The sequence below is a fragment of the Kribbella sp. NPDC058693 genome (genome assembly GCF_042715335.1).
GTDB classification, from domain to species: domain Bacteria; phylum Actinomycetota; class Actinomycetes; order Propionibacteriales; family Kribbellaceae; genus Kribbella; species Kribbella jiaozuonensis.
In genome coordinates, this window is sequence record NZ_JBHXSQ010000001.1 from 1,665,571 (window position 1) to 1,689,755 (window position 24,185).

Below are 24,185 nucleotides of genomic sequence, written 5' to 3' on the forward strand. Positions count from 1 at the left end.
GGTCGGACTGGCCTGCAACCGGGGCTCTGCTCGTCAACACACAGTTGACCCGAGCAACGAATCGAGCCAACGGACCAACCACGGTGAGGTCAGACCACGAACACACGGGTGCTCTCGCACCTCACAAGTAGGCGTCACCACGACGTACGCATGCGCGGCAGCACACAGGACGCGGAGGCGGAGGCGGACACCTACGGGAGCGTGCCGATCACCAGCTGCGAGTCCATCGGTGCGGCTCCACCCGACCACGCGGGTGAGCCGCACCGCGAGCAGTCGCACCCTCGACGGCGCTCACACCGGATGCGGGCCAACCGACCGGCGATAGCCGCACACCGCGGGCGATAAGCCCGCAAAACGCCGGCGATAGCCGGCAGGATCCGGCGGCAGCCGGCACAGTCCGGCGGCAGCCGGCACAGTCCGGCGATAGCCGGGAGATCCCGGCGATAGCCGGAAAGGATGCTCCGGGCGATAAGCCCGGGGTGGGCGGGCAGCGTGCGGAGCGGCTGCGGTGAGGAGCGGAGCGACGAACGGAGCGGCTGCGTAGCACGCGGGGGGCTTCTTACACGACGGGTGCTGCCGTGGCCTGTTCGAGGTCGGCGCGGGTTACGCCGGGGGCCAGCTCGACCAACCGGAAGGTGCCGTTGGCAACATCCAGGACGGCCAGGTCGGTGATGACTCGGTGGACGACAGCCCGACCGGTGAGGGGGAGGGTGCAGGAGGTGAGGAGTTTGGGGTCGCCTTTGCGGGTTCGGTGTTCCATCAGGACGACCACCCGGCGGGCGCCCGACACGAGATCCATCGCGCCGCCCATCCCCTTCACGACGGCTCCCGGCACCATCCAGTTCGCCAGGTCGCCGTACGCGGAGACCTGCATGCCGCCCAGGATCGCCACGTCCACATGCCCGCCGCGGATCATCGCGAAGCTCGTCGCAGAGTCGAAGTAGGACGCACCGGGCACGACGGTGACGGTCTGCTTCCCGGCGTCGATTAGATCCGGGTCCACCTCATCGTCGTACGGGAACGGTCCGACACCCAGCACCCCGTTCTCAGCCTGCAACGTGACCGACGAGCCAGCCGGCAGGTGGTTGGGGACGAGGGTCGGAAGACCGATGCCGAGGTTGACGTACTCGCCGTCGTTCAGCTCCGCCGCCGCACGAGCAGCCATCTCATCTCGGGACCAGGCCATCTCAGCCCTCCTCGTCTCGGGCCGAGGGCATGCCGGACCCCGGTGACGGCACGGGTCGCGGGCGCGTGGTGCGCTTCTCGATGCTCTTACGCTCGGCCTGCTCAGAAGTCAGCGGTACGACGCGCTGCACAAACACCCCCGGCAGATGAACCGCATCGGGATCAAGCTCACCCACCTCAACCACCTGCTCGGCCTCGACGATCGTCAGTCGGCCGGCCATCGCCGCGACCGGGTTGAAGTTGCGCGCGGCGGCGTGGAACACGCAGTTCCCAGCCCGATCGGCGACCGCGGCGCGCACCAGCGCGACGTCGGTGACGATCGCCTCCTCGAGCACCATCTCCCGCCCCTGGATCGTGCGGACTTCCTTGGGCTCCGACGCGACCGCGACACTGCCATCCGGCGCATAACGCCACGGCAGCCCACCCTCAGACACCAACGTGCCGACCCCGGTCGGCGTAAAGAACGCACCGATCCCAGCACCGCCGGCCCGCAACCGCTCGGCCAGCGTCCCCTGCGGCGTCAGCTCAACCGTCAACTCCCCCGCCAGGTACTGACGCGCAAACTCCTTGTTCTCCCCCACGTACGACGCGATCACCCGACTGATCCGCCCCTGTTCCAAGAGCAGCCCGAGTCCCGCGCCGTCGACGCCGCAGTTGTTCGAGACCACGGTCAGATTCCGCGCACCCTGCTCGAGCAACGCCCCGATCAGGAACCACGGGATCCCGGCCAGACCGAATCCGCCAACCGCCAGACTGCTCCCGTCCGGGATGTCGGCGACCGCATCGGCCGGTGTCGCGAAGACCTTGTCCACACTCATGCGTGGTCCTCCAGAAGGTGGGCGATGACGGCCGGCGTCACCAGGTCGGGTCGTTCGGCGGCAGCCAGGTGGGCGGCGTCGGGTACGACGAGAAGCTTGCCGCTAGCAACTGCACTCGCGATACGCGACAGCTGCCACGGCGGGGTGGCGGGATCGTCGGCGCCCGCGATCGCCAGCGTCGGCGCGGTAATCGCGGGGAGGTCGTCGATCAGGTCCATCGTGGCGATCGCGTCGCAGCACCCGGCGTACCCCTCGGCCGATGTCGAGGCAACCATCTCCTCGGACGCAGCGCGAACTTCCGGATGCTCGGCCAGCCAGGTCGGCGTGTACCACCGCCGTACGACGGACTCCGCCACGGCGGCCGTACCCTTCGCGCGGACGAGCTCGGCCCGATCGGTCCAGCCGCTCAACGGATCGAGGCGGGCGCCGGTGCAGAGTACGACGAGGCGGTCGACGTGGGACGGGTTGCGCGCGGCGAGGCGGAGGCCGGTCATGCCGCCGAGTGAGAGTCCGACGAAGTGGGCGCGCTCGATCGCGAGTTCGTTGAGGAGGGCAACGACATCGTCGGCGAGATCGTCGATCGTGTACGGGCCTGGCGGGACCGGGGAACGTCCGTGGCCGCGGGTGTCGAAGCGGACAACCCGGAAGTGCTGCTCCAGGTCGGCGAGGTTTGCGTCCCACATCTCCCAGGTGGAGCCGAGGGAGTTCGCGAGTACGACGGGTGGGGCGTCGGGTTGCCCGGTGACGACGTACGCGGGAGTCATCTGACGGCCTCGAAGATTGCGGCGATGCCTTGGCCGCCGCCGATACAGATGGTTTCCAGGGCGTAGCGGCCGTTGCGGCGGTGGAGTTCGCGGGAAAGGGTGGTGAGGATGCGGGCGCCGGTGGCGCCTAGCGGGTGGCCGAGGGAGATGCCTGAGCCGTTGGGGTTGAGGCGGTCGTCGGTGAGGTCGAGCTTCCATTCGCGCAGGCAGGCCAGGACCTGGGCGGCGAAGGCTTCGTTGAGTTCGATCAGGTCGAGGTCGTCGAGCGTGAGGTCAGCACGGGCGAGGGCCGCCGCGGTGGCGGGGACCGGGCCGATGCCCATCACCTCGGGGCCGACGCCGGCGACAGCCCACGAGCGGAGGGCGACGAGGGGTCGGAGGCCCCGGCGCTCGGCCTCGTCGCGGGTGGTGACGACGCAGACCGCGGCGCCGTCGTTCTGACCACTCGCGTTGCCGGCGGTGACGGTTGCTTCAGGGTCGCTCTTCGACATCACCGGACGAAGAGCGGCAAGCCCATCGAGAGAGGTGTCAGCACGCGGGTGCTCATCCACGGAGACGAGTGTGGTCGCGGCCTGGGCCGCGCCGGGGCGAGGCGCGGAGGCGCCGCGGGGTGTTGAGGGAGTGCCTCGGCGACTGCTCGGGACCTCGACGGGGACGAGTTCGTCCGCGAAGCGGTCTGCGGTTTGGGCGGCCACCGCCCGCTGGTGGGATTGCAGGGCGAACTCGTCCTGCTCGGAGCGGGTGATGCCGTACTTGCGGCGTACGTTCTCCGCTGTCTCGACCATCCCGCCGGGGACCGGGTGGTACTTGCCGCCGGCGGTTTCACGGGCTCGGATGAGTCGGTCGTTCAGCTCGACGTTGCCGCGGACGCCGGTGCGCAGACCGAGCGCGTAATGCTCGACCTGCGACATCGACTCGGTGCCTCCGGCAACGACCACGCGGGCGGCGCCGGTGGCGACCATGCCCGCGGCGTACAGCACCGCCTGCAGACCCGAGCCACACCGGCGGTCGATCTGGACACCCGGCACCGAGACCCCGAGCCCGGCATCAAGGGCGGCGATCCGGCCGATCGCGGGGGCTTCGCCGTTCGGGTAGCACTGGCCGAGGATGACGTCGTCGACATCACCTTCGCCCAGACCGGTACGCCGTACCAGCTCGGACAGAGCGGCGGTGGCGAGGTCGGCGGCCGACAGCGTGGACAGTGCCCCGCCGAAGCGGCCCACCGGCGTACGGATCGGTTCGCAGATCACCACATCGCTCATGCCCTCGACGGTAGGCCGTGCGGACCGATATGGAGAAATACTCATTTACGCTCGATTCAGACTCTGAGAGTATGAGTAGGTGGAGCTGCGTCACCTGCGGTACTTCGTCGCCGTCGCCGAGGAGCGACACTTCGGGCGCGCCGCGGCCCGCCTGCACATGGCCCAGCCGCCGCTGTCGCAGCAGATCCGCCAGCTGGAGAGCGAGCTCGGGCTTGAGCTGCTCCGCCGTACGACGCGCCGGGTCGAGCTGACCCCGGCCGGTGAGGCGTACCTGGTGCGGGCGCGGCAGATCCTCGCCGCGGTTTCGTCGGCGACCGGCGAGGCGCAGCGGGTCGCGGCCGGGCTACAAGGGCGGCTGGTCATCGGGTGCGTGGGCTCGGCGACGTACAGCCTGCTGCCGCAGCTGGTGCGCACGTTGCGCGAGGAACTGCCGGATGTCGAGGTGGCGGTGCAGGGCGAGATGCTGGCGCCCGATCAGGCGCACGCGCTGGTCGAGGGGCGGATCGATCTCGGGCTGCTCCGGCCGCCGGTCGACGAGGAGTCGCTGCAGGTCCACGTACTGCGGTCCGACCGGCTGATCGTGGCGGTGCCGGACGGGCATCGGCTGGCCGAGCGTCGTCGGGTGCGGCTGAAGGACCTGGCCGGCGAGGACTTCGTGATCCACGCCGGCGGTGGGCGGTCGGTGATGCACGACACCGTGCTGGCGAGGTGCCGCGCGGCCGGATTCGAGCCGCGGATCCGGCACGAGGTGGCTGAGACGTCGACGCTGGTGACGTTCGTGGCGGCCGGGCTCGGGATCGCGGTGGTCCCGGAGCCGGTCGCGGAGCTGATGGTCCCGGGCGTGGCATACCGGCCACTGACCGGCCAGGCCGCAGTGGAGCTGGCCGCCGCGACACGAGCCGACGACGAGGCCCCGCACCTCCGCCGCGCCCTGGCAGTCGTCAGCGCCCTGGTCTAGCCAGGCCGATCCAGCCGCAACAGTCCAGCCGCTCCCGTCCAGCCCCAGGTTGGTCTGCGAGGGCTCAGTAGAACCCGTCGCGGGCCGGCGCATCGAGACGCCGGGTGCCGCCGAGCAACCTGAGGTCCTCGCCGATCGCCGCCGCCGTCTCCTGCATCAGCGGGATCACCTTCTCGACGATCTGCTCCTCGGTCCGCCGCCCGACGGTCGTCGAGTACGCAAGAGCCGCGAGCACCCCGCCATCCGGCGTACGCACCGGCACCGCCGCAGACAACAGCCCATCCTCGAGCTCCGACTCCACAACCGCGTACCCGTCCTGCCGCACCCGATGCAGCGCATCCCGGAACACCGTCGGATCGGTGATCGTCCGCTGCGCCAACCGCGGCAACCCAGCCGCCAGCACCGCATCAACCACCGACGCATCGGCCCAAGCAGTCAGCACACGCCCCATCGACGTCGCATACGCCGGCACCCGACTCCCCACGTCGACGGACACCGCCATGATCCGCCGCACCTGAACCCGCGCGACGTACACGACATCCGTCCCGTCGAGCTGCGCCAGCGACGCCGACTCCTGCGTCTCCTCCGCCAACCGCAGCAGATGCGGCTGCGCCGTCTCCACGAAGCTGTGCGTCGCGGCGAAGTGCTGCCCGATCGTCAGCACCCGCGGTGTCAGCATCCACCGGCTCCCGACGGCCGCGACGTACCCCAGCTTCTGCAGCGTCAGCAGGATCCGGCGTACGGCGGGACGCGACAAGCCTGTCGCCGTCGCGACCTCGGCCAATGTCGGGCTCGGCCGGTCGGCATCGAACGCGAGCAGTACGGCGAACCCGCGCTCGATGCTCTGCACGTAATCGCGCTCGCTCCCCTCACCGACCATGCCGGCCATCCTTCCACGAAAAGTTGTTGAGCCCTTGACAGTCGCCGTCGAGGACTTCATGGTCTTGTCGTACGCCAGGCGTACTCAATGTACGCAGAGCGTACATCGGAAAGAGGTGACGCAGATGGACTCGCGAGAACTCCGGAACGCGTTCGGCCAGTTCGCCACCGGCGTGACCGTGGTGACCTGCACCAGCGAGGAAGGCCGGCCGCACGGCGCGACCGTGAACGCCTTCACCGCCGTCTCGCTCGAGCCCGCACTCGCGCAGGTGACGCTGGGCCGGACGTCGAAGGCGTGCCAGTACCTGGACGGCAAGCCGTTCGCGATCAACGTGCTCGCCGACAACCAGCTCGACGTCGCCTGGCACTTCGCCGGGCGACCCGCGGACCGCGTACCCGGATGGGTCGACGGTCCGATCGCACCGCTGCTCGAAGGCGCGGCCACGACGATCTCGTGCCGCCCGTGGCGGACGTACGACGGCGGCGACCACCTGATCGTGATCGGTGAGGTGGCCGCGGTCGAGATCACCGCCCGGGACCCGCTGCTGTTCCACGGCGGCCGGTTCCGCAACCTCGGTCCGGTCGAGACCCATTGGTCGGGATCGCTGGACTGCCCCGAGCGCGGCTGGTTCGACGCCGCTGCCGTCTTCACACCCCTTGCCCTTGCCTGAAAGGACTTCTCATGACCACCACCGTCGAGCCCCAGACGACGACCAAGCGCCCGATGACGGGTGCGGAGTACCTCGACTCGATCCGCGACGACCGCGAGATCTGGATCTACGGCGAACGCGTCAAGGACGTCACCGAGCACCCGGCGTTCCGCAACCCGGCCCGGATGACCGCCCGGCTGTACGACGCGTTGCACGATCCCGCGACCAAGGACGAGATCACCGTCCCGACCGACACCGGCAACGGCGGGTACACGCACGCGTTCTTCCGTACCCCGCACAGCGTCGAGGACCTGCAGAGCTCACGCCGCGCGATCGAGCACTGGGCCCGGCAGACGTGGGGCTGGATGGGTCGCAGCCCCGACTACAAGGCCAGCTTCCTCGGCACGCTCGGCGGCAACACCGACTTCTACGCGCCGTACGAGGAGAACGCGAAGCGCTGGTACAAGGAGTCGCAGGAGAAGGTCCTCTACTGGAACCACGCGATCATCAACCCGCCGGTCGACCGCAACCTGCCGCCGGACGAGGCCGGTGACATCTTCATGCGGGTCGAGAAGGAGACCGACGCCGGCGTGATCGTGTCCGGCGCGAAGGTGGTGGCGACCGGTTCGGCGATCACCAACTACAACTTCATCGCGCACTACGGGCTGCCGATCAAGAAGAAGGAGTACGCGCTGATCTGCACGGTCCCGATGAGCGCTCCTGGTGTGAAGCTCATCTGCCGACCGTCGTACACCATGCAGGCCGACGTGATGGGCAGCCCGTTCGACTACCCGCTGTCGAGCCGGCTGGACGAGAACGACACGATCTTCGTCTTCGACAAGGTGCTGGTGCCGTGGGAGAACATCTTCCTGTACGGCGATGTCGACAAGATCAACGGGTTCTTCCCGCAGTCCGGGTTCATCCCGCGGTTCACCTTCCACGGCTGCATCCGGCTGTCGGTGAAGCTCGACTTCATCGCGGGATTGTTGCTCAAGGCCCTCGAATGCACGGGCAGCAAGGACTTCCGCGGTGTGCAGACCCGGGTCGGTGAGGTGATCGGCTGGCGCAACCTGTTCCGCTGCATGGCCGACGCGATGGCGCTGAACCCGGACCCGGGGCCGAACGGAACCGTACTGCCGAAGCTCGACTACGGCCTGATCTACCGGCAGTTCATGATCACCGGATACCCGCGGGTGAAGGAGATCATCCAGCAGGACGTTGCCTCCGGCCTCATTTACCTGAACTCCAGCGCGGTCGACTTCAAGACGCCGGAGGTCCGGCCCTACCTGGACCGCTTCGTGCGCGGATCCAACGGGTACGACGCGGTCGAGCGGACCAAGCTGATGAAGGCCCTGTGGGACTCGGTCGGCACCGAGTTCGGCGGCCGGCATGAGCTGTACGAGCGGAACTACTCCGGCAACCACGAGAACGTGAAGGCCGAGATCCTGTTCGCCGCCGAGGCCCAGGGCGAGACCGCGGCAATGAAGGGCTTCGCCGAGACGATGCTCGCGGAGTACGACCTGGACGGCTGGACCGTCCCCGACCTGATCAACCCGACCGACGTCAGCCGGATCCTAAACCGCTGAAGGAGCGCATGATGACTACTGTGCAAGACTCTCCCACCGCTGCTGGCTCCGGCGCGAACGCGAGCTCGAACTTCAAGTCCGCCGACCGATCCGGCCCGGACGTCTCGCCAGAACGCGTCAGCGCGGTCGTGACGGCCGTGCTCCAGGGCGTGCACGCAGCAATCCGGCAGCATGGCGTCACGTACCCCGAGTTCCAGGCCGCGAAGGCGTGGCTGATGGAGGTCGGTGAGGTCGGCGAGTGGCCGCTGTTCATGGACGTGTTCGTCGAGCACGTCGTAGAGGAGGTCGCAGCCGACCAGCAGCAGGGCACCAAGGGCTCGATCCTCGGGCCGTACTACCTGCCGGACCAGGTGCGGTTGTCGTCCTCATGCGAACTCCCGCACCGCGCGGACGAGAAGGGTGAGCCGCTGGTGCTGTCCGGGCAGGTGCGGGATGTCGACGGTACGCCGTTGGCGGGCGCGGACGTGGACATCTGGCATGCCGATGCCGACGGCTACTATTCCGGCTTCGCGCCGGGTATCCCGCTCGGCAACTTGCGCGGTGTAGTGACAACAGATGCCGAGGGCAACTTCGAGATCAGGACGGTGCAGCCCGCGCCGTACCAGATCCCGACCGACGGGCCGACCGGCAAGCTGATCGAGGCGGCCGGGTGGCATCCGTGGCGGCCGGCGCACCTGCACCTGATGGTGCGCGCCGACGGGCATCGCACGATCACGACGCAGCTGTACTTCGCCGGTGGTGAGTGGCTCGACTCGGACGTCGCCGAGGCGACGAAGCCCGAGCTGGTCCTCGACCCGGTCGACGACGGCAGCGGCGTACGGCGGGCGTCGTACGACTTCGAACTCGAGCAGGGCTGATGGATCTCACCATCGACCGGCTGGAGACGGTGATCATCGACGTACCCCTCCGGCGACCGCACCGGTTCGCCCGCGTCACGATGACCGCCCAGCCGGTCCTCCTGGCCTTCGTCCACACCCGCGGCGGCGTCGTGGGGGTGGGCGAGGGCGTCGTCCCGGGCGGGCCGTGGTGGGGTGGCGAGTCGGTCGAGTCGATGAAGGTCACCCTCGACACGTACGTCGCCCCGCTGCTGCCCGGGCGTCAGGTGTCGGACATAGCCGCGCTGTGGGACGACATCTCAGACCACGTCAACGCGAACCTGTACGCGAAATGCGCGGTCGAGGTAGCGCTGCATGATGCGTGGGCGCGGTCGCTCGGCGTACCTGTGCATGTGTTGCTGGGGGGAGTTGCGCGTACGTCGGTCGACGTCACGTGGGCTTTGGGCGCTGAGCCGGAGGAGGTTGTCGTCGAGGAGGCGCTGGCGAAGCTGCGCGAGGGGCACCGTTCGTTCAAGCTGAAGATGGGTGCACTGCCTCCGGAGGAAGACACACGCCGCGTGTGCGCGATCGCGGAGAAGCTGGTGGGTGCGGCCGGGGTGCGCGTGGATCTCAACGCCCGCTGGGATTTCCTGACTGCGCAGACCTATCTGCCCCGGCTCGCTGCGGCCGGAGTAGAACTCGTAGAGCAGCCCGTCCCCGGCGAACAGGTCGAGGCCCTCGCCGAGCTGAACCGCCTCCTGCCCATCCCCGTGATGGCCGACGAGTCCCTGCGCACCCCCGTAGACGCACTCCGCCTGGCCACAACCCGTGCCGCCGACATCTGGTCGATCAAAACCACCAAACTAGGCGGCCTCCGCCGCTCCCGCGACATCACCGCCATCGCCGCAGCCGCCACCATCCCCTGCCACGCCGGCACCTCCATCGAAACCGGCATAGGCACCGCGGCCTCGTTGCAACTAGCCTGCGCCGCCCCCGGCGTCACCTGGGGCAGCGAACTCTTCGGTCCTCTGCTCTTCACCGAGGACATCCTCCGCACACCCCTGTCCTACACCGACGGCTCCCTACATCTCCCCGACGGCCCCGGCCTCGGCGTAGACCTAGACCTAGACGCGGTCCACGCCCTCCGCCGCCCCCACCTCACCAAGGAACCCTGATGCTCTTCCACGTCCGCATGGACGTCCACCTCCCACCCGACGTCGACGCAGCTCCCCTGGTCGCACAGGAGAAAGCCCGAGCCATCGAACTCCAACAGTCAGGCGAGTGGACCCACCTCTGGCGAGTTGTCGGCGAATACGCCAACTACAGCATCTTCAACGTCCCCACCAACGACGACCTACACGACATCCTCTCCACCCTCCCCCTCTTCCCCTACATGAAGATCCACGTCACTCCGCTGGCCACGCACCCTTCAAAGATTTAGCTGGAGGCGAGGGTTAGTTCTACTTGGTTGCGGTGGATGGTTAGGTGGCCGCCGGTGGATTCGGCGTAGCGGCGGGCTATGTCTAGGCCTAGGCCGGTGGAGCCTCGGTCGGAGCGGCCTCGTTCGCCTGCGCCTAGGGGGATTCCGGGGCCTTCGTCGGCGACGGTGATGTGGATGTGGGAGGCGTCGCGGGTGAGGGTGATGTGGGCGGGTGTGCCGTCGGGGGTGTGGGCGACGACGTTCTCGACCAGTGCGTCGAGGGCGGCGGCGAGGTCCTCGGATGACGAGCGGACCGTCGCAGCAGTCGTTGGCAGGTCCAACGTCAGCTCCCGGCCTTGGTCCTCGAAGAGGGGCTCCCAGAAAGCCGCTCGGGCGCGGGTCACCTCGACGGCGTCACAGTGGGGGACGCGACCTTCACGTTGTGGTCGTCGCGCGGCGCTGATGACGGCGGTCAGCGTGCGCTCCAAGTTCGTGACCTGCGTGTTCAGTTCCTCGGCACTCTCACGATCGCCGAGAGCCTCGACCTGCAGCCGCAGCGCGGTCAACGGCGTACGCAACCGATGCGACAGATCCGCCACTGCCTCCCGCTCAACGGCGATCACCTCGTCGATCCGGTCCGCGAGCCCGTTCAACGCAGATCCGACCTTCGCCACCTCCGCCGGACCGGTCGTCGGCGCACGCGCTTCCATATCGCCAAGAGCCAGGCGTTCCGCCGTACTCGCCGTCTCCTCCAACGGCCGCGCCAACCGCCGCGACACCAGCTCCGCGCCGACGATGCTGAGCAACAGCACCAGCAGACTCCCGCCGATGAGGATCAGCAGCCGCGGCACCAGCCCGTCGTACAGCTCCTCCGCGGTCAGATAAAGACAAACCGAAGCCGGCCCGGTAGGCGTATCGACGGCGACATCAACAGCCATCCCGCCGTTGACATCGCGATAGTCCGCGTCGCCCAGCTTCGGCGGCCCCTTGTCATCCCCGTCCCCGTCGCGATACTCAGCCGGCATCGATTTCGGCGCCGGTACACCGCCCGGCGGCGGGTTGCCCAGCGTCGTACCGTCCGGCATCCGCACCGAGATGTTGCCCGGCCCGTCCTTCAACCCGTCGATGTACGCCGTGATGTCGTCGGCCGTGTGATCCCTGTCGCCAACGTAGTACGCGACTGTCTCGGCCCGGTACAGCGCCTTGTCCTTCGCCTCGCTGGCCGTCGTACTCCGAAGCAGAATCACCAGCGGCACCGCAAACGCGAGCACGACCAACGTAGTCATGCCCACCGACAGCAGCAGAATCCGACGGCGCATGCTCAGCCGTCCGCCGCGAGCTTGATCCCGACCCCGCGAACGCTGTGCAGGAACCGCGGCTCGGCCGCCGTCTCGCCGAGCTTCCGACGCAACCACGACAGGTGTACGTCGACAGTCCGGTCACCACCGCCCCACGGCAACCCCCAGACCTCCGCGAGCAGCTCGCGCTTCGTCACCACCGCACCCGGCCGCCGCGACAACGCCAGCAGCAGATCGAACTCCTTCCGGGTCAGCTCGACCGCCGCCCCGTCCACGGTCACCTCCCGGCTCCGCGGATCGATCCGCAACCCGCCGACCTCGACGGTCGACTCACCCTGCTGGTCCTGCCCGAGACGTCGCAGTACGGCGCGAATCCGCGCATCCATCTGCGCCGCACTGAACGGCTTGATCACGTAGTCGTCGGCACCGGCATCGAGCAGGCGAACCACGCTCGCGTCGTCGTCCCGAGCGGTCGCCACGATCACGGGTACGTCGCTGACGGACCGCACCATCGCGAGCACGTCCCGCCCGTCGAGATCCGGCAGGCCGAGATCGAGCAACAACACCTCAGGCTTGTCGCGGGCGACGGCAGCCACCCCGTCGGCGCCGGCCGCGACCGCCGAGACGACGTGTCCGGCCGCCGTCAGGGCCTTCCCCAACGACGTCCGAATCGCATCATCGTCCTCGATCAGCAGCACCCGCGCCATGCACCTGAGCGTAGCTTCAGCCTCGTCAAGGGAGCGTCAAGCGGCGGTTAAGCGGGTGGTTTGATGCCGTTGGAGCGCAGCTCGAGTCTGGCCAGCTGGGCGATGACGGCCTGGTCGCGTTCACGCCACGCGGTGACGGGGTCGTCGGAGATCTTCGCGAGCTTGTGCATCGGCTGATTGGCCATCGCGCGCAGGGCGAACAGGTCCAGGTCCGCCGCACTGTCGATGAACCGCTGCGCCGCCGTCGCCCGCCGCGAGAACCGGATCCGCGGCGGAAGCCAGATCAGTACGGCGAACAGCACGGGCAGCGCGATCGTCACGCCGGCGAGCAGGTACGCCAACTGCTCCACGGCGTGCGACATGTCCCGCCCCGCCTGCGCCATCTGCGCCGCAGCACCCGCGGCCCCGTCGATCGGCGACCGCAGCTGGTCCCCCACCGCCGGCACCTTCCCGATCGGCTCCGACAACCGCCGCAGCTGCCCCTCCAACCCGTCCCCCGCCGAGGCGGCCTTCCGCCCCGGAAGCCCCAACGCGTTGGTGATCTTGAAGACGATCAGCCCAAGCTCGACACAAGCCCAGATCCAGACCACGAACAGCAGATCCCCCACCACTTGCCCAACCCGCCGCACGCCCACATCCGAGTAGAGCTTCACGCCCCAGACCCTTCCTCACGCCGATCAAGCACAACCGTGCGTGGCGACCCTAGCGCTGGAGGTGACGACCCACGAGCCCTTCCGGAAAGAAAGATCAGAGGGCGGTGCGGAGGTTCCAGAGGAGGGGGTAGTAGCGGAGGTCCAGGCGGCTTCGGAGGTAGTTGGCGCCGGAGGAGCCGCCGGTGCCTGGTTTGGTGCCGATCATGCGTTCGACCATGACTACGTGGCGGGCTCGCCAGGCGGCGGCCAGTTCGTCGTGTTGGAGGAGGGCTTCGGCGAGCTCCCAGATCGCGGCGTACTGCGAGCGGTCGCCGGCGACCTTGCGGAGCGCGTGCCGGATCGCGTCCTCGGAGTCGGTGTCGAAGCCGGCCTTCCGGAGTACTTCGAGGTACGCGTCCCACAACGTCGGCTCGTCCAACCGGCGGTGCAGGCGGGCGGTTTCCGCCTCGGTCAGGCCGCGGAAGCGGCGGACGAACGAGGGATCCTTCGCGCCGGACAGGAACTCGATCTCGCGGAACTGCACCGACTGGAACCCGGACGCCGGCGACAACCGGTGCCGGAACTCGCCGAAGTCCTGCGGCGTCATCGTCTCCAGGATGTCGACCTGCTGCGTCTGCACCCGCTCGATCGTGTGCACCCGCCGCAGCAGATGCTCGGCCAGCCACAGCTCCCCGGCGAGCATCGCGTCGCGGGACGCGGTCAACTCGTGCAACACCTGCTTGAACCACAGCTCGTACACCTGGTGGATCGTGATGAACAGCAGCTCGTCATGCGCCGGCGGATCCGACTCAAGGTGCTGCTGGTCCAGGAGCTGGGGCAGGCGCAGGTAGCTGCCGTACGTGAGCCGCCCGCCCTCTTCACCGAAATGTACGTCGGTCCCGCCCCACTGCCCCGCAACCCCGTCACCAGTGCTCATGACACGGAGACTAACCGACCAGGGAGGGGCTGGCGGCTCCGCGCCGTAGCGAGCAGGTGCTCGGTGCGGTGCATCGGCGCGCGGGGGCGAAGGGGTCGATGCGGAGCATCGTTCCCTTTGCACCCGTGCGGCGAGGTGCCGTGCCGAGTGCCGCGCAGTAGGCGCGGGGCCGCCAGCCCCTCCCTTTGTCCGTGACGGGTCAGAGATTCGTTCGTTGGAACGTAGGTACGCCGAGTTGAGGAGCCGTATGACCGCCACGATCGAGACACCGATCGTCCCGGGTCCGATTCAGGGGCCCACCAGGGAAGAGCCGTTGATCGAGGCACTGCTGCTCGACGACTATCGCTCGCTCGTCCACCTCGCCTATCTGATCCTCCCGCCTGCGATCAGCCGGGCGAGGCGGGTGGCGGCGGCGCACGCCGTGGTCCAGCGGGCCCTCCCGCCGGACCTCACGCTCCCGTACAGCCCCACCGCCCAGGCCACCCGGCACCGCGAGTTCCTGCGGCATCGCGTCGTACAGGAGGCGACCCGGCAGGCAGCCGAGCGCTCGCTGCTCGCGCGCCTCGGCAGTGCGATCGCGCCGGCCGACGGCCTCGAGTTCGACCCGTGCACGATCCGCCCGGACCGTACGGCGATCCATCGCCGCTGCGCCCGCGGCCGCCGGCTGGCGATCGCCGCCACGCTGCTGCTGACCGCCGGCATCATGGTCGCCCTGCTGACATCTTGACGGACTGAATCCGGCCACCTACCTTCGGTGACACCGCTCTCTTCCTACCGCCCCAGGGAGATTCGTGATGTCAGTTGGAATCGTTTCCAGCCTTGCCCTGCTCGTCGCACCCCTCGGCGCGCCCCCACCGGCGCCAGCTACGCCGGAGGTGAATATGTCCACCCAGGCAACGATCTGCAACAAGTACTGCGATGCCCGCGACCCCGGACTCGCGCCGAAGGATCGCACGCCCGTCTCCACCTCCCTGTTCGGCCGGACGATCACGCTGCACATCGACGATGACGACGCGATGGGCTGGGCCTCGATCGACAACGGCAACCCGGGCGACGAGATCTGGCTGGACCGCTCGATGGACGGCGGCCGCACCTGGTCCGGCGGCAGCCGCCTCGGCAACACGGCGATCCCCACCGGGCAACGCGGCTGGCGCACGCTGATGTACAACGTCGACGACTGGAACAACCTCGGCGTCGGCGCCCTGCGCGCCTGCGGCAAGGCCGGCGACCGCGCCGACATCGCCTGTACGCCGTGGGCACGGACAACCTGGAACGCCTGGGACCGTCGTACGGCGGCCGCGACCGCGCTCATGCAGGACTACAACTTGTCGACCGGCCTGTTCGACACCACCGGCTGGTGGAACTCGGCCAACGCACTCAACGCCCTGATCGACAACATCCGGATCAGCGGCATGCACAGCTACGAGTACGCGATCGCCCGCACGTACGACCTGAACCTCAACGCGGCCGAAGGCCAGTTCCGCAACGACTACATCGACGACACCGGCTGGTGGGGTCTCGCCTGGGTCGCGGCGTACGACCTGACCGGTGACGCCCGCTACCTCCAGACGGCACGCGCCGACGCCGACCACATGGCGGCGTACTGGGACAACACCTGCGGCGGCGGGGTCTGGTGGAGCGAGGCGAAGACGTACAAGAACGCGATCTCGAACTCGCTCTACATCCAGCTCAACGCACAGTTGCACACGCGGGTCGCGGGCGACACGACATACCTGCAACGCGCGCAGGCGGGCTGGACCTGGTTCCAGCAGACCGGGATGATCAACGGCTCGAACCTGGTCAACGACGGCATCGACCTGTCCACCTGCAGGAACAACGGCGACACCGCGTGGACGTACAACCAGGGCGTGCTGATCGGCGCCCTCACCGAGTTGTCCAAGGCAACGAACAACTCGGCGTACCTGACCTCCGCGCGCCAGCTCGCCGACGCGTCGACCACCGCGGCCTCGCTGCACACCAGCGACGGCATCCTGCGCGAGCCCTGCGAGAACGGCGACTGCGGCGGCGACGGCCCGTCGTTCAAGGGCGCCCACGTCCGCGGCCTCGGCAAACTCAACGCAGCCCTCCCGGACCACCCCTACACGTCCTACCTGCAACGCCAGGCCGACCGCGCCTTCACCGCCGACCGCACCCCGATGGACCACTACGGCCTACGCTGGTCCGGCCCCGTCGACAAACTGGACGCCGCCCGCCAGCAATCCGCCCTCGACCTCCTCAACGCCGCCCCGTGACCTTCACCCCGGTGACCGATGAGTAATGCCATGATGAACGCATGGAACTGAAGCTGTCGGCGTCGTACGACGCCACCCCCGAGGAAGTGTTCGCGATCGTCACGGACACCGCCTTCCGCGAGCAGGCGTGCGAGAAGACCAAGGCGCTGTCGTACGACGTCCAGGTGAACACGTCCGGCGGCGACACGATCGTCCGGGTCAGCCGGAAGATGCCCGCCGTCGACATCCCCGACATGGCGAAGAAGTTCGTCGGGGACACGCTGACCGTCGTACAGACCGAGACCTGGCACGCCGCCGCGGCCGACGGTTCGCGGACGGCGGATGTGTCGGGCGAGATCGCCAACACGCCGGTCACGCTGAAGGGCAAGGCGAGTATCGCCAAGAACGGGGCTCAGACCGTCCAGGCGATCGACCTGGACGTGAAGGTCGCCGTACCGCTGATCGGCAAGAAGCTCGAGCCGACCGTCGTCGACGCGATCCGGGCCGGCCTGGTCAAGGAGCATGACCTCGGCCGCGAGTGGGCCTCGAAGTAGCCGTGTCGCTGCACTGAGCGGGTCACCTCCGGTGGCAACCTGAGAACAAGGTTGCACCCGGAGGTGACTCGTTTCATGCGAAGTTCCAAACGGAAGAAGACCCCGCCTGCCACGGAGGTCGAGCAGTTCTGCGTGTTCTGCGCGACCACGATGCCGTTCGAGTGCATCGAGGCCCCGGACCACCTGGTCGACGAGCCGGACGAGTGGATCTGCATCAAGTGCGGATACGCCCTCCTCGTCGACCCACCGCTCCAGACGAGCCAGACCGCCTGACCTACAGCGGCGGCCCGAACGCGCAGACCACCCGGCTCGCATGGGCCGGGTCGAGCGCATTCGCGACCAGCTGAGCGACCGTCGGGTCGAAAGCCAGCCCGACATGGCCGACCGGATCCAGCGGGCACGTGTCCTGGACGTACTCGTTCGTCACGCCAGGCTCCCGGATGAACGACGTCTCGTGCGGAGTCACGAGCGCGTCGAAGCGCGACGCGATCACCGTGTACTTCGTTCCTGCCTGCGCGATCGGCCCGGTGGTCAACGTCTTCACCGCTGATCCGCCGACGATCAGCTCGTCGCACGCCGCGCAGCCGAACTGCTGCAGCACCTGGTCGACGAGCGGTCCGAGCCCGAGGTAATCCCCCACGCTCACGAGCCCGGCGAACGTCGTACCGTGCGTCGGCGGTGCCAGCGCGATCACCTTGCCGATCTGACCGGAGTACCCGCGGACCTTCGGACCGTAGAGGCTCTGGAACGCGCCCTCGGAATGACCGACGAGGTCGACCTTCGCGGCGCCGGTCGCGGCGCGGACGCGCTGCACGAACGATGCGATCTCGACCGACGACCGGGCGATCGAGACCGTGCCGCCGACCGGGATGTTCGGGTCGGCCTGGCCGTACGTGAGCGTGAAGGCGCAGTACCCCTTCGCGGCCAGGAACGGGCCGAGGTACGAGTAGTTGCCGGGTCCGTTGCCGCCGAGTCCGTGCAGCAGGACGAGCGGGTCCGGATGGGCGGCCGACGGCTTGCAGGACCAGTTGTCGAACCCCGACGACGGCGCGGCGTTCGCCGTGCTCGCGGACGTGACCGAGGCGGCCAGCAGGACGGCGGCGAACAGGCCGGCAGCCGTCCGCCGGAAGCGATTGCGCATGACAAGCTCCCCGTGATGGTTTCAGTCGGTGACCAGTAGACCACGGTTAGTTGAACATGCTCGCTGGTTACAAACAAGAGGTCGGGTTCGAAACAAGTTCCCCTCGGTTACGATCCCGGCACCCGGGGTAGTGTCCAGCGCATGAGCAGGACCATACGGGGACTCGACGCCGACCAACGCCGGGCCGAACGACGCGAGCAGCTGCTGGATGCGGCGCTCAAGCTGTTCGCCGCCGAGGGTTATCTCGGTACGTCGATCGAGCAGATCTGCAGTACCGCGTTCATCGGGACGAAGAGCTTCTACGAGCTCTTCGCCAGCCGGGAGGAGTGCTATCTCGCCCTACTCCAGCGCACATCCGAACGTCTGGAGGAGCAGGTGGCCGGCGCCGCCGCGCAGGCCATCGGCAACGAGCGGCAGGAAGCGCCGCGGTTGCTGGCGACCTTCGTGCATGCGCTGGTCGACGACCCGCGGATCACCAAGGTCACCTTCGGCATGGCGTCGGGCATCTCGGCAGCGGTCGAGCGGCAGCGCCGTACGAACCGCCGCTGGGCCGCCGGATTCCTGGTGCAGCTCTGGGACCGGTACGACGGGCCGCAGCCGGAGGAGCAGCGCGCCGTACGGCACAGTGTCGCGATCGGGCTGGTCGGGGGCATGTTCGACCTGATCTCGGACTGGCTGCTGGAGGCGAACCTGTCCGACCAGGGCCAGATCGAGGCCCTGGTCGACGACCTGACGACCTTCTACATCACCGTCCGCCGAGGCCTGGTGCGCTAGCCCTGGTGCGGGTACCTGTAGTCGGTCGGCGGGGCGAAGGTCTCCTTCATCGCGCGCGGGGACGCCCAGCGGATCAGGTTCCACATCGAGCCGGCCTTGTCGTTCGTACCGGACGCACGCGCCCCACCGAACGGCTGCTGCCCGACGACCGCGCCGGTCGGCTTGTCGTTGACATAGAAGTTGCCCGCCGCGAACCGCAGGTACTCCGAGGCCTCCGCGACCGCGTGCCGGTCCTGCGCGATGACCGCACCCGTCAGCCCGTACGGCGCCGAGTGCTCCATGCCCCGCATGACCGCGTCGTAGTCCGCGTCGTCGTACACGTGGACGCCGAGGATTGGGCCGAAGTACTCGGTCGTGAAGATCTCGTCGGTCGGGTCGTCGGAGACCAGCAGCGTCGGGCGGACGAAGTACCCCTCGCTGTCGTCGTAGGTGCCACCGGCAACGACCTCGATGGAGTCCGTCGCGTTGGCCCGGTCGAGCGCGGCCTTGTGCTTGGCGAAGGCGCGGTCGTCGATCACGGCGCCGATGAAGTTCGACAGGTCGCTGACATCGCCCATGGTCAGCGAGTCGGTCTCGGCCACCAGGTCGTCGCGGATCCGGTCCCAGACCGAGCGAGCGACGTACGCCCGGGAGGCGGCCGAGCACTTCTGGCCCTGGTACTCGAACGCGCCGCGGACCATCGCCGTCTTCAGCACCGCCGGGTCCGCCGACGGGTGCGCCAGGATGAAGTCCTTGCCGCCGGTCTCGCCGACCAGCCGCGGATAGGTCTTGTACGCCGAGATGTTCGTGCCGACCGTGCCCCACAGGGACTGGAAGGTCTTGGTCGAGCCGGTGAAGTGGATGCCGGCCAGGTCCGGGTGGGTGAGCGCGGCCTTGCTGACCTCGATGCCGTCGCCGGTGACGAGGTTGATCACGCCGGCCGGGAGTCCCGCGGCCTCGAGCAGCCGCATCGTCCAGTGCGCGGCGAACTGCTGCGTCGGCGACGGCTTCCAGACCACGGTGTTGCCCATCAAGGCCGGCGCGGTCGGCAGGTTGCCGGCGATCGCGGTGAAGTTGAACGGCGTGATCGCGTAGACGAAGCCCTCGAGGGGCCGGTAGTCGACCCGGTTCCACACGCCCGGGGACGAGATCGGCTGGTCACTGACGATCTGCCGCGCGAACGCCACGTTGAACCGGAGGAAGTCGATCAGCTCGCAGGCGGCGTCGATCTCGGCCTGCTGGATCGTCTTCGACTGACCGAGCATGGTGGCCGCGTTCAGGGTGTCGCGCCACGGGCCGGCCAGCAGGTCGGCGGCCTTCAGGAAGATCGCGGCGCGGTCGTCGAACGACAGCGAGCGCCAGGACGGAGCCGCCGCGAGCGCCGCGACGACGGCCGCGCGGCCGTCCGCCTCGGTCGCGTTGCCGAGCGTGCCGAGCACGTGCCCGTGCTTGTGCGGCTGCACCACGTCGACCGGCGCGCCGCCGCCCAGCTTCTGCTCACCGCCGATCGTGCAGGTCAGGTCGATCGCGCCCGCCGCGTTGAACTCCTTGAGCTTCGCCTCGACACTCGCACGCTCGGCCGAACCGGGCGCATACCCCTTGACGGGCTCGTTGGCAGGCGTCGGAACGTCGGTGACGGCATCCATGGTGGCGAAGCTCCTCTTCTGGGGGTGGGGCCGGTGCGGGTGGGCGGCCTGCCCATTGATGACACAAGCATGGTGCCATGACTCACCGCCGGAAACGAACCTGACCACCACCTGACCACCCGACCTACTGGTCCACCCCCGAACCCGCCACCCGGGTAGGCTCGATCAACTGACGATGGACGTGGCCGACCGGATTGCGATTACCGATCTGATCAATCTGCACGGGCATCACGTCACCAACATCGTGCTGACCGAGGTCGGGCCGGACGAGGTGACCGCTCGGTCCAAGGCGATCGGGATCACGGCTGCCGGCAGCTGCGCCAGCCTCGTCTACGAGGATGTCGTGGTGCGTACGCCGGACGGCTGGCTCATCAGCCGCCGGAAGGTGGTCCTGCGACGCCGCCCGCTGGGTCGCTGACGCTGCGCGCGCCAGCGACCCACAGGTAGCCGGCTACTTTCGCCAGGGCATGTGTTGGAGGGCCCAGGTGTTGCCGTCCGGGTCCGCGAACCAGGCGTAGAAGACGCCGCCCATGTCCACGGTCTCGCTGACCTCGACGCCCCGGCCGATGAGCTCGGCGCGGGACGCCTCGATGTCCTTGACGACCAGGTGCAGACCGCGCTGGGAGCCGGGCTCCATCGCCATCTGGTCCAGGCCCGTGGTGAGGCTGATCGAGCAGTACGAACCGGGTGGCGTCAGCTGCACGATCCGAACGCCGTCGGCCGGGCTGACATCGACGTCGGCAACGAACCCGCACTGCTCCACGTAGAACTGCTTGGCCCGGTCGAGGTCGGTGACCGGGATCGGGATCAGCTCGAGCAGGTACGAGCCCGGTGTGACCAGCGCATGCGCCGGGTCCACCGGGATCTCTGACTCGTCGGCCGGGATTTCGGTGCGCTCGGTCATGCGGACTTCTTCGCGGCTTTTTTGGCCGTCTTCTTGGCGGGAGCCTTCTTGGCCGCGGCAGCCTTCTTCGCCGGAGCCTTCTTCGCCGCGGCAGCCTTCTTCGCCGGCGCCTTCTTGGCCGGCTCGGACTCGGCCGAGCCACCGCCCGCGCGCCGGGCCTTCGCCGCCTCGACGGACGCACGCAGCGCGGCCACCAGATCGACGACCTCGGCGCCCTCGGTCTCTTCGTCCTCGGACTCCGGCAGCGGCACGCCCTCCGCCTTCGCCTGGACGACCTTCTCCAGCGCCTCGCGGTAGTCGTCGTGGTACTGCTCCGGGTCGAACTCACCGCGCAGCGTGTCGATGTACGACGACGCCATCGCCTTCTCCTGCGTCCGGATCTCGACGTCCTCCGGCGGCGCCGCGAACGACTTGTCCCGGATCTCGTCCGGCCACAGCATCACCTGCAGCACGAGTACGTCGTCGACCGTCCGCAGCAGCCCGAGACTCTCCCGCGACCGCAGCGCGACCTTCACCAGCGCGTACAGCTCGGAGCCATCGAGCGCGTCCCGGAGCAGCACGTACGGCTTGGCGCCCGGTCCGCCGTCAGCGGCGAGGTAGTACGACTTGCCCAGGTACAGCGGGTCGACCTGGTCGGCGGGCACGAACTCGAGGACGTCGATGACCTTCTTGCTGGACAGCGGCAGGTCGGCGAAGTCGTCGGAGTCGAGCACGATCATCCGGCCGTCGGGCATCTCGTAGCCCTTGCCGATATCGGAGTACGGCACCTCTTCGCCGTCGACCGAGCAGATCCGCTTGTACTTGATCCGACCGCCGTCGGCGACATGCACCTGACGGAACGAGATGTCCTTCTCCTCGGTCGCGGAGAACACCTTGATCGGGATCGTCACCATCCCGAACGAGATGGCCCCCTTCCAGATCGCCTGCATCGCCATCAGCTCCCGTCAGTTCGATCCGTTCGACCCGTTGCGCCCCCGCGGCCCCTCCGCCGCGAGCAGGTCGGGAATCTCTTGCGTCGCGTACCACAGCAGGTCTTCACCCTCGCACGAATCCAGGGCGAACACCGCGTCGTCGTCACCGTTCTGTGCGGCTTCCCAGAGGTCGGCCGCCTTCCTGACCACCGGGATCGCGTCGGTCGCATCCATGTGGACGGCTGCCACCGACCGCCACGGAATCACCACGTGCAGCTCCAGCCGGGCGTCGCCGAGCTCCACCGATCCGTCCGCCGGCGGCACCGCGCTCACCTCGGCCGCGATCACCACCCGCCGCCGCGCGATCCCGGGATCCGCGGCGAGCAGTCCGACCGAGGCGCGGGCCGCCTGCGCCATCGCGGCGTACTCCAGCTCCTCGTCGTCGCCCTCGGAGTACCACTCCCGCAAGGCCGGCGTCACGGCGTACGCCGTCAGCGGGGCCGGCCCGATCTCCCCCGCGTTGCAGGCCACGCTGAGCAACCGCAGCGTGGATGGGATGTAGACCCTCATGAACCCGCCTTCTTCTGTGTCTGGCCGCGGGTCTTCTTCCGGCCCCGGGAGGCCCGGTTCCGGCTGCCCTTGGTGGTGTCCAGTAATTCGTCGAGCGCGTCGGTCACACATTGGGCGAAAACAGCGAGGTCCGGCATCGCGGTCCGGTCCGCGTTCAGACCGTAGTACACCTTCCCGTCGTACGACGTGACGCCGACGGACAGGCCCTGCCCGGGCATCAACGGGACCACAGGGTACGACGCGAGCATCGGCGCACCCTGCGCGTACAGCGGGAACTGCGGACCCGGGACGTTCGTGATGACCACGTCGTCGATCGGGCGGACCGTGGTGGTCGCGACCCGGGCGGCCAGCGCGTGCAGTGTGGTCGGGGCGAACCCGGCGATGCCGACCAGCGAGCGGGCGCTGACGGCGCGACCGGTGTCCTTGTGGACCTTGGTCTGGTACGAGATCTGGTGCAGCCGCATGACCGGCGAGTTCTCGCCGACCGGGAGGTTCACGGTCGAGGCGATCACGCGGGAGCCGAGCGAGGTCGGCTCGTCGTCCTCGTCGTCGCGGATGCTGACCGGGATCACCGCGCGCACGCTGCGGGTCGGCCCGACGCCTTCGCCGCGGGTCATCATCCAGGCCCGGAACGAACCGGCGACCACGGCGAGGATCACGTCGTTCACCGTGCCGCCGTGGGCCGCGCGGACGGTCCGGTAGTCCTCCAGGTCGGTCTGCACGGTGGTGAACCGCCGCTGGCCGGACGTCTTCACGTGCAGTGAGCTCTCCTGCGCGTGCCGCTGCGCGACCAGCGAGCCGACCACGTCACCGAGCACCTCGCGGACGGACGTGGAGCCGGTCAGGCTGGCCATCTCGGCGCGGGCCAGCTCCAGGACCGCGGTCGGATGCTTGGTGGCGTCGGAGAACACGCCGGCCAGGAGCTCCAGCGCGGACGGCGGGTGCTCCGGCTGCCAGGTGTCGGTCGGGGTGTCGCGCGGGTGCGCGGTCGAGTCCAGCACGACCTGGCCGATGTCGACCGTGCTGTTGCCGTCGACAAGCGCCTGGTGGGACTTCGAGATGATCGCGAACCGGTCGCCCTGGAGGCCCTCGACCAGGTACATCTCCCACAGCGGGCGGGCGCGGTCGAGCCGCCGGGACATGATCCGCGCGACCAGCTCGAGCAGCTGCGCGTGGGTGCCGGGCCGGGGCAGGGCGGAGCGCCGGACGTGGAAGGTGATGTCGAACTCTTCGTCGTCCACCCAGACCGGACCGGCGAACCGGCCGGGCACCTGCTGCACGCGCTGCCGGTACCGCGGGACGAACGCGATCCGGTCCCGGATCAGGGCGACCAGGCTCTCGTAGTCGAACCCCTCGTCGCCGTGCACCGGCGGCTCGAAGATGTCGACCGTCCCGACATGCATCGGGGTCGCCGGCGACTCTGCCTTCAGGAAGGTGAGATCGAGCGACGTCAGCCGATCGGGCATCACCGTCACCTTCCTCTCTCTACTGGATTACCGTCTTGTCACCCTAGCGGCCGGGTCCGACAGTGGGCTGCGACACTGCTTGTACGGGAACACTGAGC

The 24,185-nt window shown here is 68.7% G+C and carries 27 protein-coding genes; 12 read left to right on the forward strand and 15 right to left on the reverse strand.

Annotation, left to right across the window (positions count from 1 at the left end):
* Positions 1-559 precede the first annotated feature (559 nt).
* From ACFWUU_RS07940 to ACFWUU_RS07955, 4 genes are read right to left on the reverse strand one after another with little or no spacing between them, the layout of a single operon-like run.
* Complete coding sequence (locus ACFWUU_RS07940) at positions 560-1,186, reverse strand: CoA transferase subunit B (protein WP_380173676.1); 627 nt, start codon at positions 1,184-1,186, stop codon at positions 560-562.
* Position 1,187: 1 nt separating this feature from the next.
* Entirely contained in the window at positions 1,188-2,003 is an 816-nt protein-coding gene (locus ACFWUU_RS07945; RefSeq protein ID WP_380173678.1) for a CoA transferase subunit A, read from the reverse strand.
* On the reverse strand, positions 2,000-2,767 hold the full coding sequence (pcaD, locus tag ACFWUU_RS07950) for a 3-oxoadipate enol-lactonase (protein ID WP_380173680.1): 768 nt from the start codon (positions 2,765-2,767) through the stop codon (positions 2,000-2,002). Before pcaD ends, ACFWUU_RS07945 begins: the two co-directional genes overlap by 4 nt.
* On the reverse strand, positions 2,764-4,029 hold the full coding sequence (locus ACFWUU_RS07955; protein WP_380173682.1) for an acetyl-CoA C-acetyltransferase: 1,266 nt from the start codon (positions 4,027-4,029) through the stop codon (positions 2,764-2,766). Before ACFWUU_RS07955 ends, pcaD begins: the two co-directional genes overlap by 4 nt.
* Positions 4,030-4,108: 79 nt before the next feature.
* Between ACFWUU_RS07955 and ACFWUU_RS07960 the strand changes: the two genes are divergently transcribed.
* Positions 4,109-4,987, forward strand: a complete 879-nt coding sequence (locus ACFWUU_RS07960; protein WP_380173684.1) for a LysR family transcriptional regulator — start codon at positions 4,109-4,111, stop codon at positions 4,985-4,987.
* 64 nt (positions 4,988-5,051) lie between these two features.
* On the opposite strand, the gene ACFWUU_RS07965 is transcribed toward ACFWUU_RS07960, so the two are convergent.
* A complete protein-coding gene (locus ACFWUU_RS07965) occupies positions 5,052-5,867 on the reverse strand; it encodes an IclR family transcriptional regulator C-terminal domain-containing protein (RefSeq protein WP_380173686.1) in 816 nt (271 codons plus the stop codon).
* A 124-nt stretch (positions 5,868-5,991) separates the two neighbouring features.
* Here ACFWUU_RS07965 and ACFWUU_RS07970 point away from each other — a divergent pair, with 124 nt between their 5' ends.
* Genes ACFWUU_RS07970 through catC form a run of 5 tightly spaced genes read left to right on the forward strand, consistent with a single transcriptional unit; the run spans position 5,992 to position 10,358 of the window.
* Complete coding sequence (locus tag ACFWUU_RS07970) at positions 5,992-6,537, forward strand: flavin reductase family protein (protein ID WP_380173688.1); 546 nt, start codon at positions 5,992-5,994, stop codon at positions 6,535-6,537.
* Positions 6,538-6,548: 11 nt separating this feature from the next.
* Positions 6,549-8,102 carry a 4-hydroxyphenylacetate 3-hydroxylase family protein gene (locus ACFWUU_RS07975; protein WP_137253046.1) on the forward strand — a complete coding sequence of 518 codons (1,554 nt, stop codon included), beginning with the start codon at positions 6,549-6,551 and terminating at the stop codon, positions 8,100-8,102.
* Positions 8,103-8,113: 11 nt separating this feature from the next.
* Positions 8,114-8,959: a catechol 1,2-dioxygenase gene (gene catA / locus ACFWUU_RS07980; protein WP_380173690.1), complete on the forward strand. Its 846-nt coding sequence runs from the start codon at positions 8,114-8,116 to the stop codon at positions 8,957-8,959.
* The gene (locus tag ACFWUU_RS07985; RefSeq protein WP_380173692.1) at positions 8,959-10,092 is read left to right on the forward strand and encodes a muconate/chloromuconate family cycloisomerase; all 1,134 of its coding nucleotides are present in this window, start codon (positions 8,959-8,961) and stop codon (positions 10,090-10,092) included. The genes catA and ACFWUU_RS07985 overlap by 1 nt, the downstream gene beginning before the upstream one ends.
* Positions 10,092-10,358: a muconolactone Delta-isomerase gene (gene catC / locus ACFWUU_RS07990; RefSeq protein ID WP_380173694.1), complete on the forward strand. Its 267-nt coding sequence runs from the start codon at positions 10,092-10,094 to the stop codon at positions 10,356-10,358. The genes ACFWUU_RS07985 and catC overlap by 1 nt, the downstream gene beginning before the upstream one ends.
* On the opposite strand, the gene ACFWUU_RS07995 is transcribed toward catC, so the two are convergent.
* The 4 genes from ACFWUU_RS07995 to ACFWUU_RS08010 form a co-directional block, all read right to left on the reverse strand.
* The gene (locus tag ACFWUU_RS07995; protein ID WP_380173696.1) at positions 10,355-11,623 is read right to left on the reverse strand and encodes a sensor histidine kinase; all 1,269 of its coding nucleotides are present in this window, start codon (positions 11,621-11,623) and stop codon (positions 10,355-10,357) included. The two genes, catC and ACFWUU_RS07995, sit on opposite strands and share 4 nt — an antisense overlap.
* 35 nt (positions 11,624-11,658) lie before the next feature.
* A complete protein-coding gene (locus ACFWUU_RS08000; protein ID WP_130444600.1) occupies positions 11,659-12,342 on the reverse strand; it encodes a response regulator transcription factor in 684 nt (227 codons plus the stop codon).
* 47 nt (positions 12,343-12,389) lie between these two features.
* Entirely contained in the window at positions 12,390-12,995 is a 606-nt protein-coding gene (locus tag ACFWUU_RS08005) for a hypothetical protein (RefSeq protein ID WP_380173698.1), read from the reverse strand.
* 94 nt (positions 12,996-13,089) lie between these two features.
* A complete protein-coding gene (locus ACFWUU_RS08010; RefSeq protein ID WP_380173700.1) occupies positions 13,090-13,911 on the reverse strand; it encodes a tryptophan 2,3-dioxygenase in 822 nt (273 codons plus the stop codon).
* 247 nt (positions 13,912-14,158) lie between these two features.
* Here ACFWUU_RS08010 and ACFWUU_RS08015 point away from each other — a divergent pair, with 247 nt between their 5' ends.
* The 4 genes from ACFWUU_RS08015 to ACFWUU_RS08030 all read left to right on the forward strand — a co-directional run bounded on the left by ACFWUU_RS08015 (position 14,159) and on the right by ACFWUU_RS08030 (position 16,969).
* A complete protein-coding gene (locus ACFWUU_RS08015) occupies positions 14,159-14,638 on the forward strand; it encodes a hypothetical protein (protein WP_380173702.1) in 480 nt (159 codons plus the stop codon).
* A 67-nt stretch (positions 14,639-14,705) separates the two neighbouring features.
* Complete coding sequence (locus tag ACFWUU_RS08020; protein ID WP_380173704.1) at positions 14,706-16,163, forward strand: glycoside hydrolase family 76 protein; 1,458 nt, start codon at positions 14,706-14,708, stop codon at positions 16,161-16,163.
* Positions 16,164-16,204: 41 nt separating this feature from the next.
* Entirely contained in the window at positions 16,205-16,696 is a 492-nt protein-coding gene (locus tag ACFWUU_RS08025) for a DUF2505 domain-containing protein (RefSeq protein ID WP_380173706.1), read from the forward strand.
* Between the two features lie 75 nt (positions 16,697-16,771).
* The gene (locus tag ACFWUU_RS08030) at positions 16,772-16,969 is read left to right on the forward strand and encodes a hypothetical protein (protein WP_137253037.1); all 198 of its coding nucleotides are present in this window, start codon (positions 16,772-16,774) and stop codon (positions 16,967-16,969) included.
* 1 nt (position 16,970) lies between these two features.
* Here ACFWUU_RS08030 and ACFWUU_RS08035 read toward each other — a convergent pair whose 3' ends face one another.
* On the reverse strand, positions 16,971-17,837 hold the full coding sequence (locus ACFWUU_RS08035) for an esterase/lipase family protein (protein WP_380173708.1): 867 nt from the start codon (positions 17,835-17,837) through the stop codon (positions 16,971-16,973).
* A 141-nt stretch (positions 17,838-17,978) separates the two neighbouring features.
* Here ACFWUU_RS08035 and ACFWUU_RS08040 point away from each other — a divergent pair, with 141 nt between their 5' ends.
* A complete protein-coding gene (locus ACFWUU_RS08040) occupies positions 17,979-18,611 on the forward strand; it encodes a TetR/AcrR family transcriptional regulator (RefSeq protein WP_380173710.1) in 633 nt (210 codons plus the stop codon).
* Here the strand turns inward: ACFWUU_RS08040 and pruA are convergent.
* Positions 18,608-20,236, reverse strand: a complete 1,629-nt coding sequence (gene pruA / locus ACFWUU_RS08045; protein WP_380173712.1) for an L-glutamate gamma-semialdehyde dehydrogenase — start codon at positions 20,234-20,236, stop codon at positions 18,608-18,610. The two genes, ACFWUU_RS08040 and pruA, sit on opposite strands and share 4 nt — an antisense overlap.
* 181 nt (positions 20,237-20,417) lie before the next feature.
* On the opposite strand from pruA, the gene ACFWUU_RS08050 reads away from it, so the two are divergent.
* Entirely contained in the window at positions 20,418-20,654 is a 237-nt protein-coding gene (locus ACFWUU_RS08050; protein ID WP_202877565.1) for a nuclear transport factor 2 family protein, read from the forward strand.
* Positions 20,655-20,687: 33 nt separating this feature from the next.
* On the opposite strand, the gene ACFWUU_RS08055 is transcribed toward ACFWUU_RS08050, so the two are convergent.
* Genes ACFWUU_RS08055 through ACFWUU_RS08070 form a run of 4 tightly spaced genes read right to left on the reverse strand, consistent with a single transcriptional unit; the run spans position 20,688 to position 24,087 of the window.
* Positions 20,688-21,140, reverse strand: a complete 453-nt coding sequence (locus tag ACFWUU_RS08055; RefSeq protein ID WP_380173714.1) for a VOC family protein — start codon at positions 21,138-21,140, stop codon at positions 20,688-20,690.
* Positions 21,137-22,069 carry a Ku protein gene (locus ACFWUU_RS08060; protein ID WP_137253033.1) on the reverse strand — a complete coding sequence of 311 codons (933 nt, stop codon included), beginning with the start codon at positions 22,067-22,069 and terminating at the stop codon, positions 21,137-21,139. The genes ACFWUU_RS08055 and ACFWUU_RS08060 overlap by 4 nt, the downstream gene beginning before the upstream one ends.
* A 15-nt stretch (positions 22,070-22,084) precedes the next feature.
* Complete coding sequence (locus ACFWUU_RS08065; protein ID WP_380173716.1) at positions 22,085-22,621, reverse strand: DUF6912 family protein; 537 nt, start codon at positions 22,619-22,621, stop codon at positions 22,085-22,087.
* Positions 22,618-24,087, reverse strand: a complete 1,470-nt coding sequence (locus ACFWUU_RS08070; protein WP_137253031.1) for a wax ester/triacylglycerol synthase family O-acyltransferase — start codon at positions 24,085-24,087, stop codon at positions 22,618-22,620. The genes ACFWUU_RS08065 and ACFWUU_RS08070 overlap by 4 nt, the downstream gene beginning before the upstream one ends.
* Between the last annotated feature and the right edge of the window lie 98 nt (positions 24,088-24,185).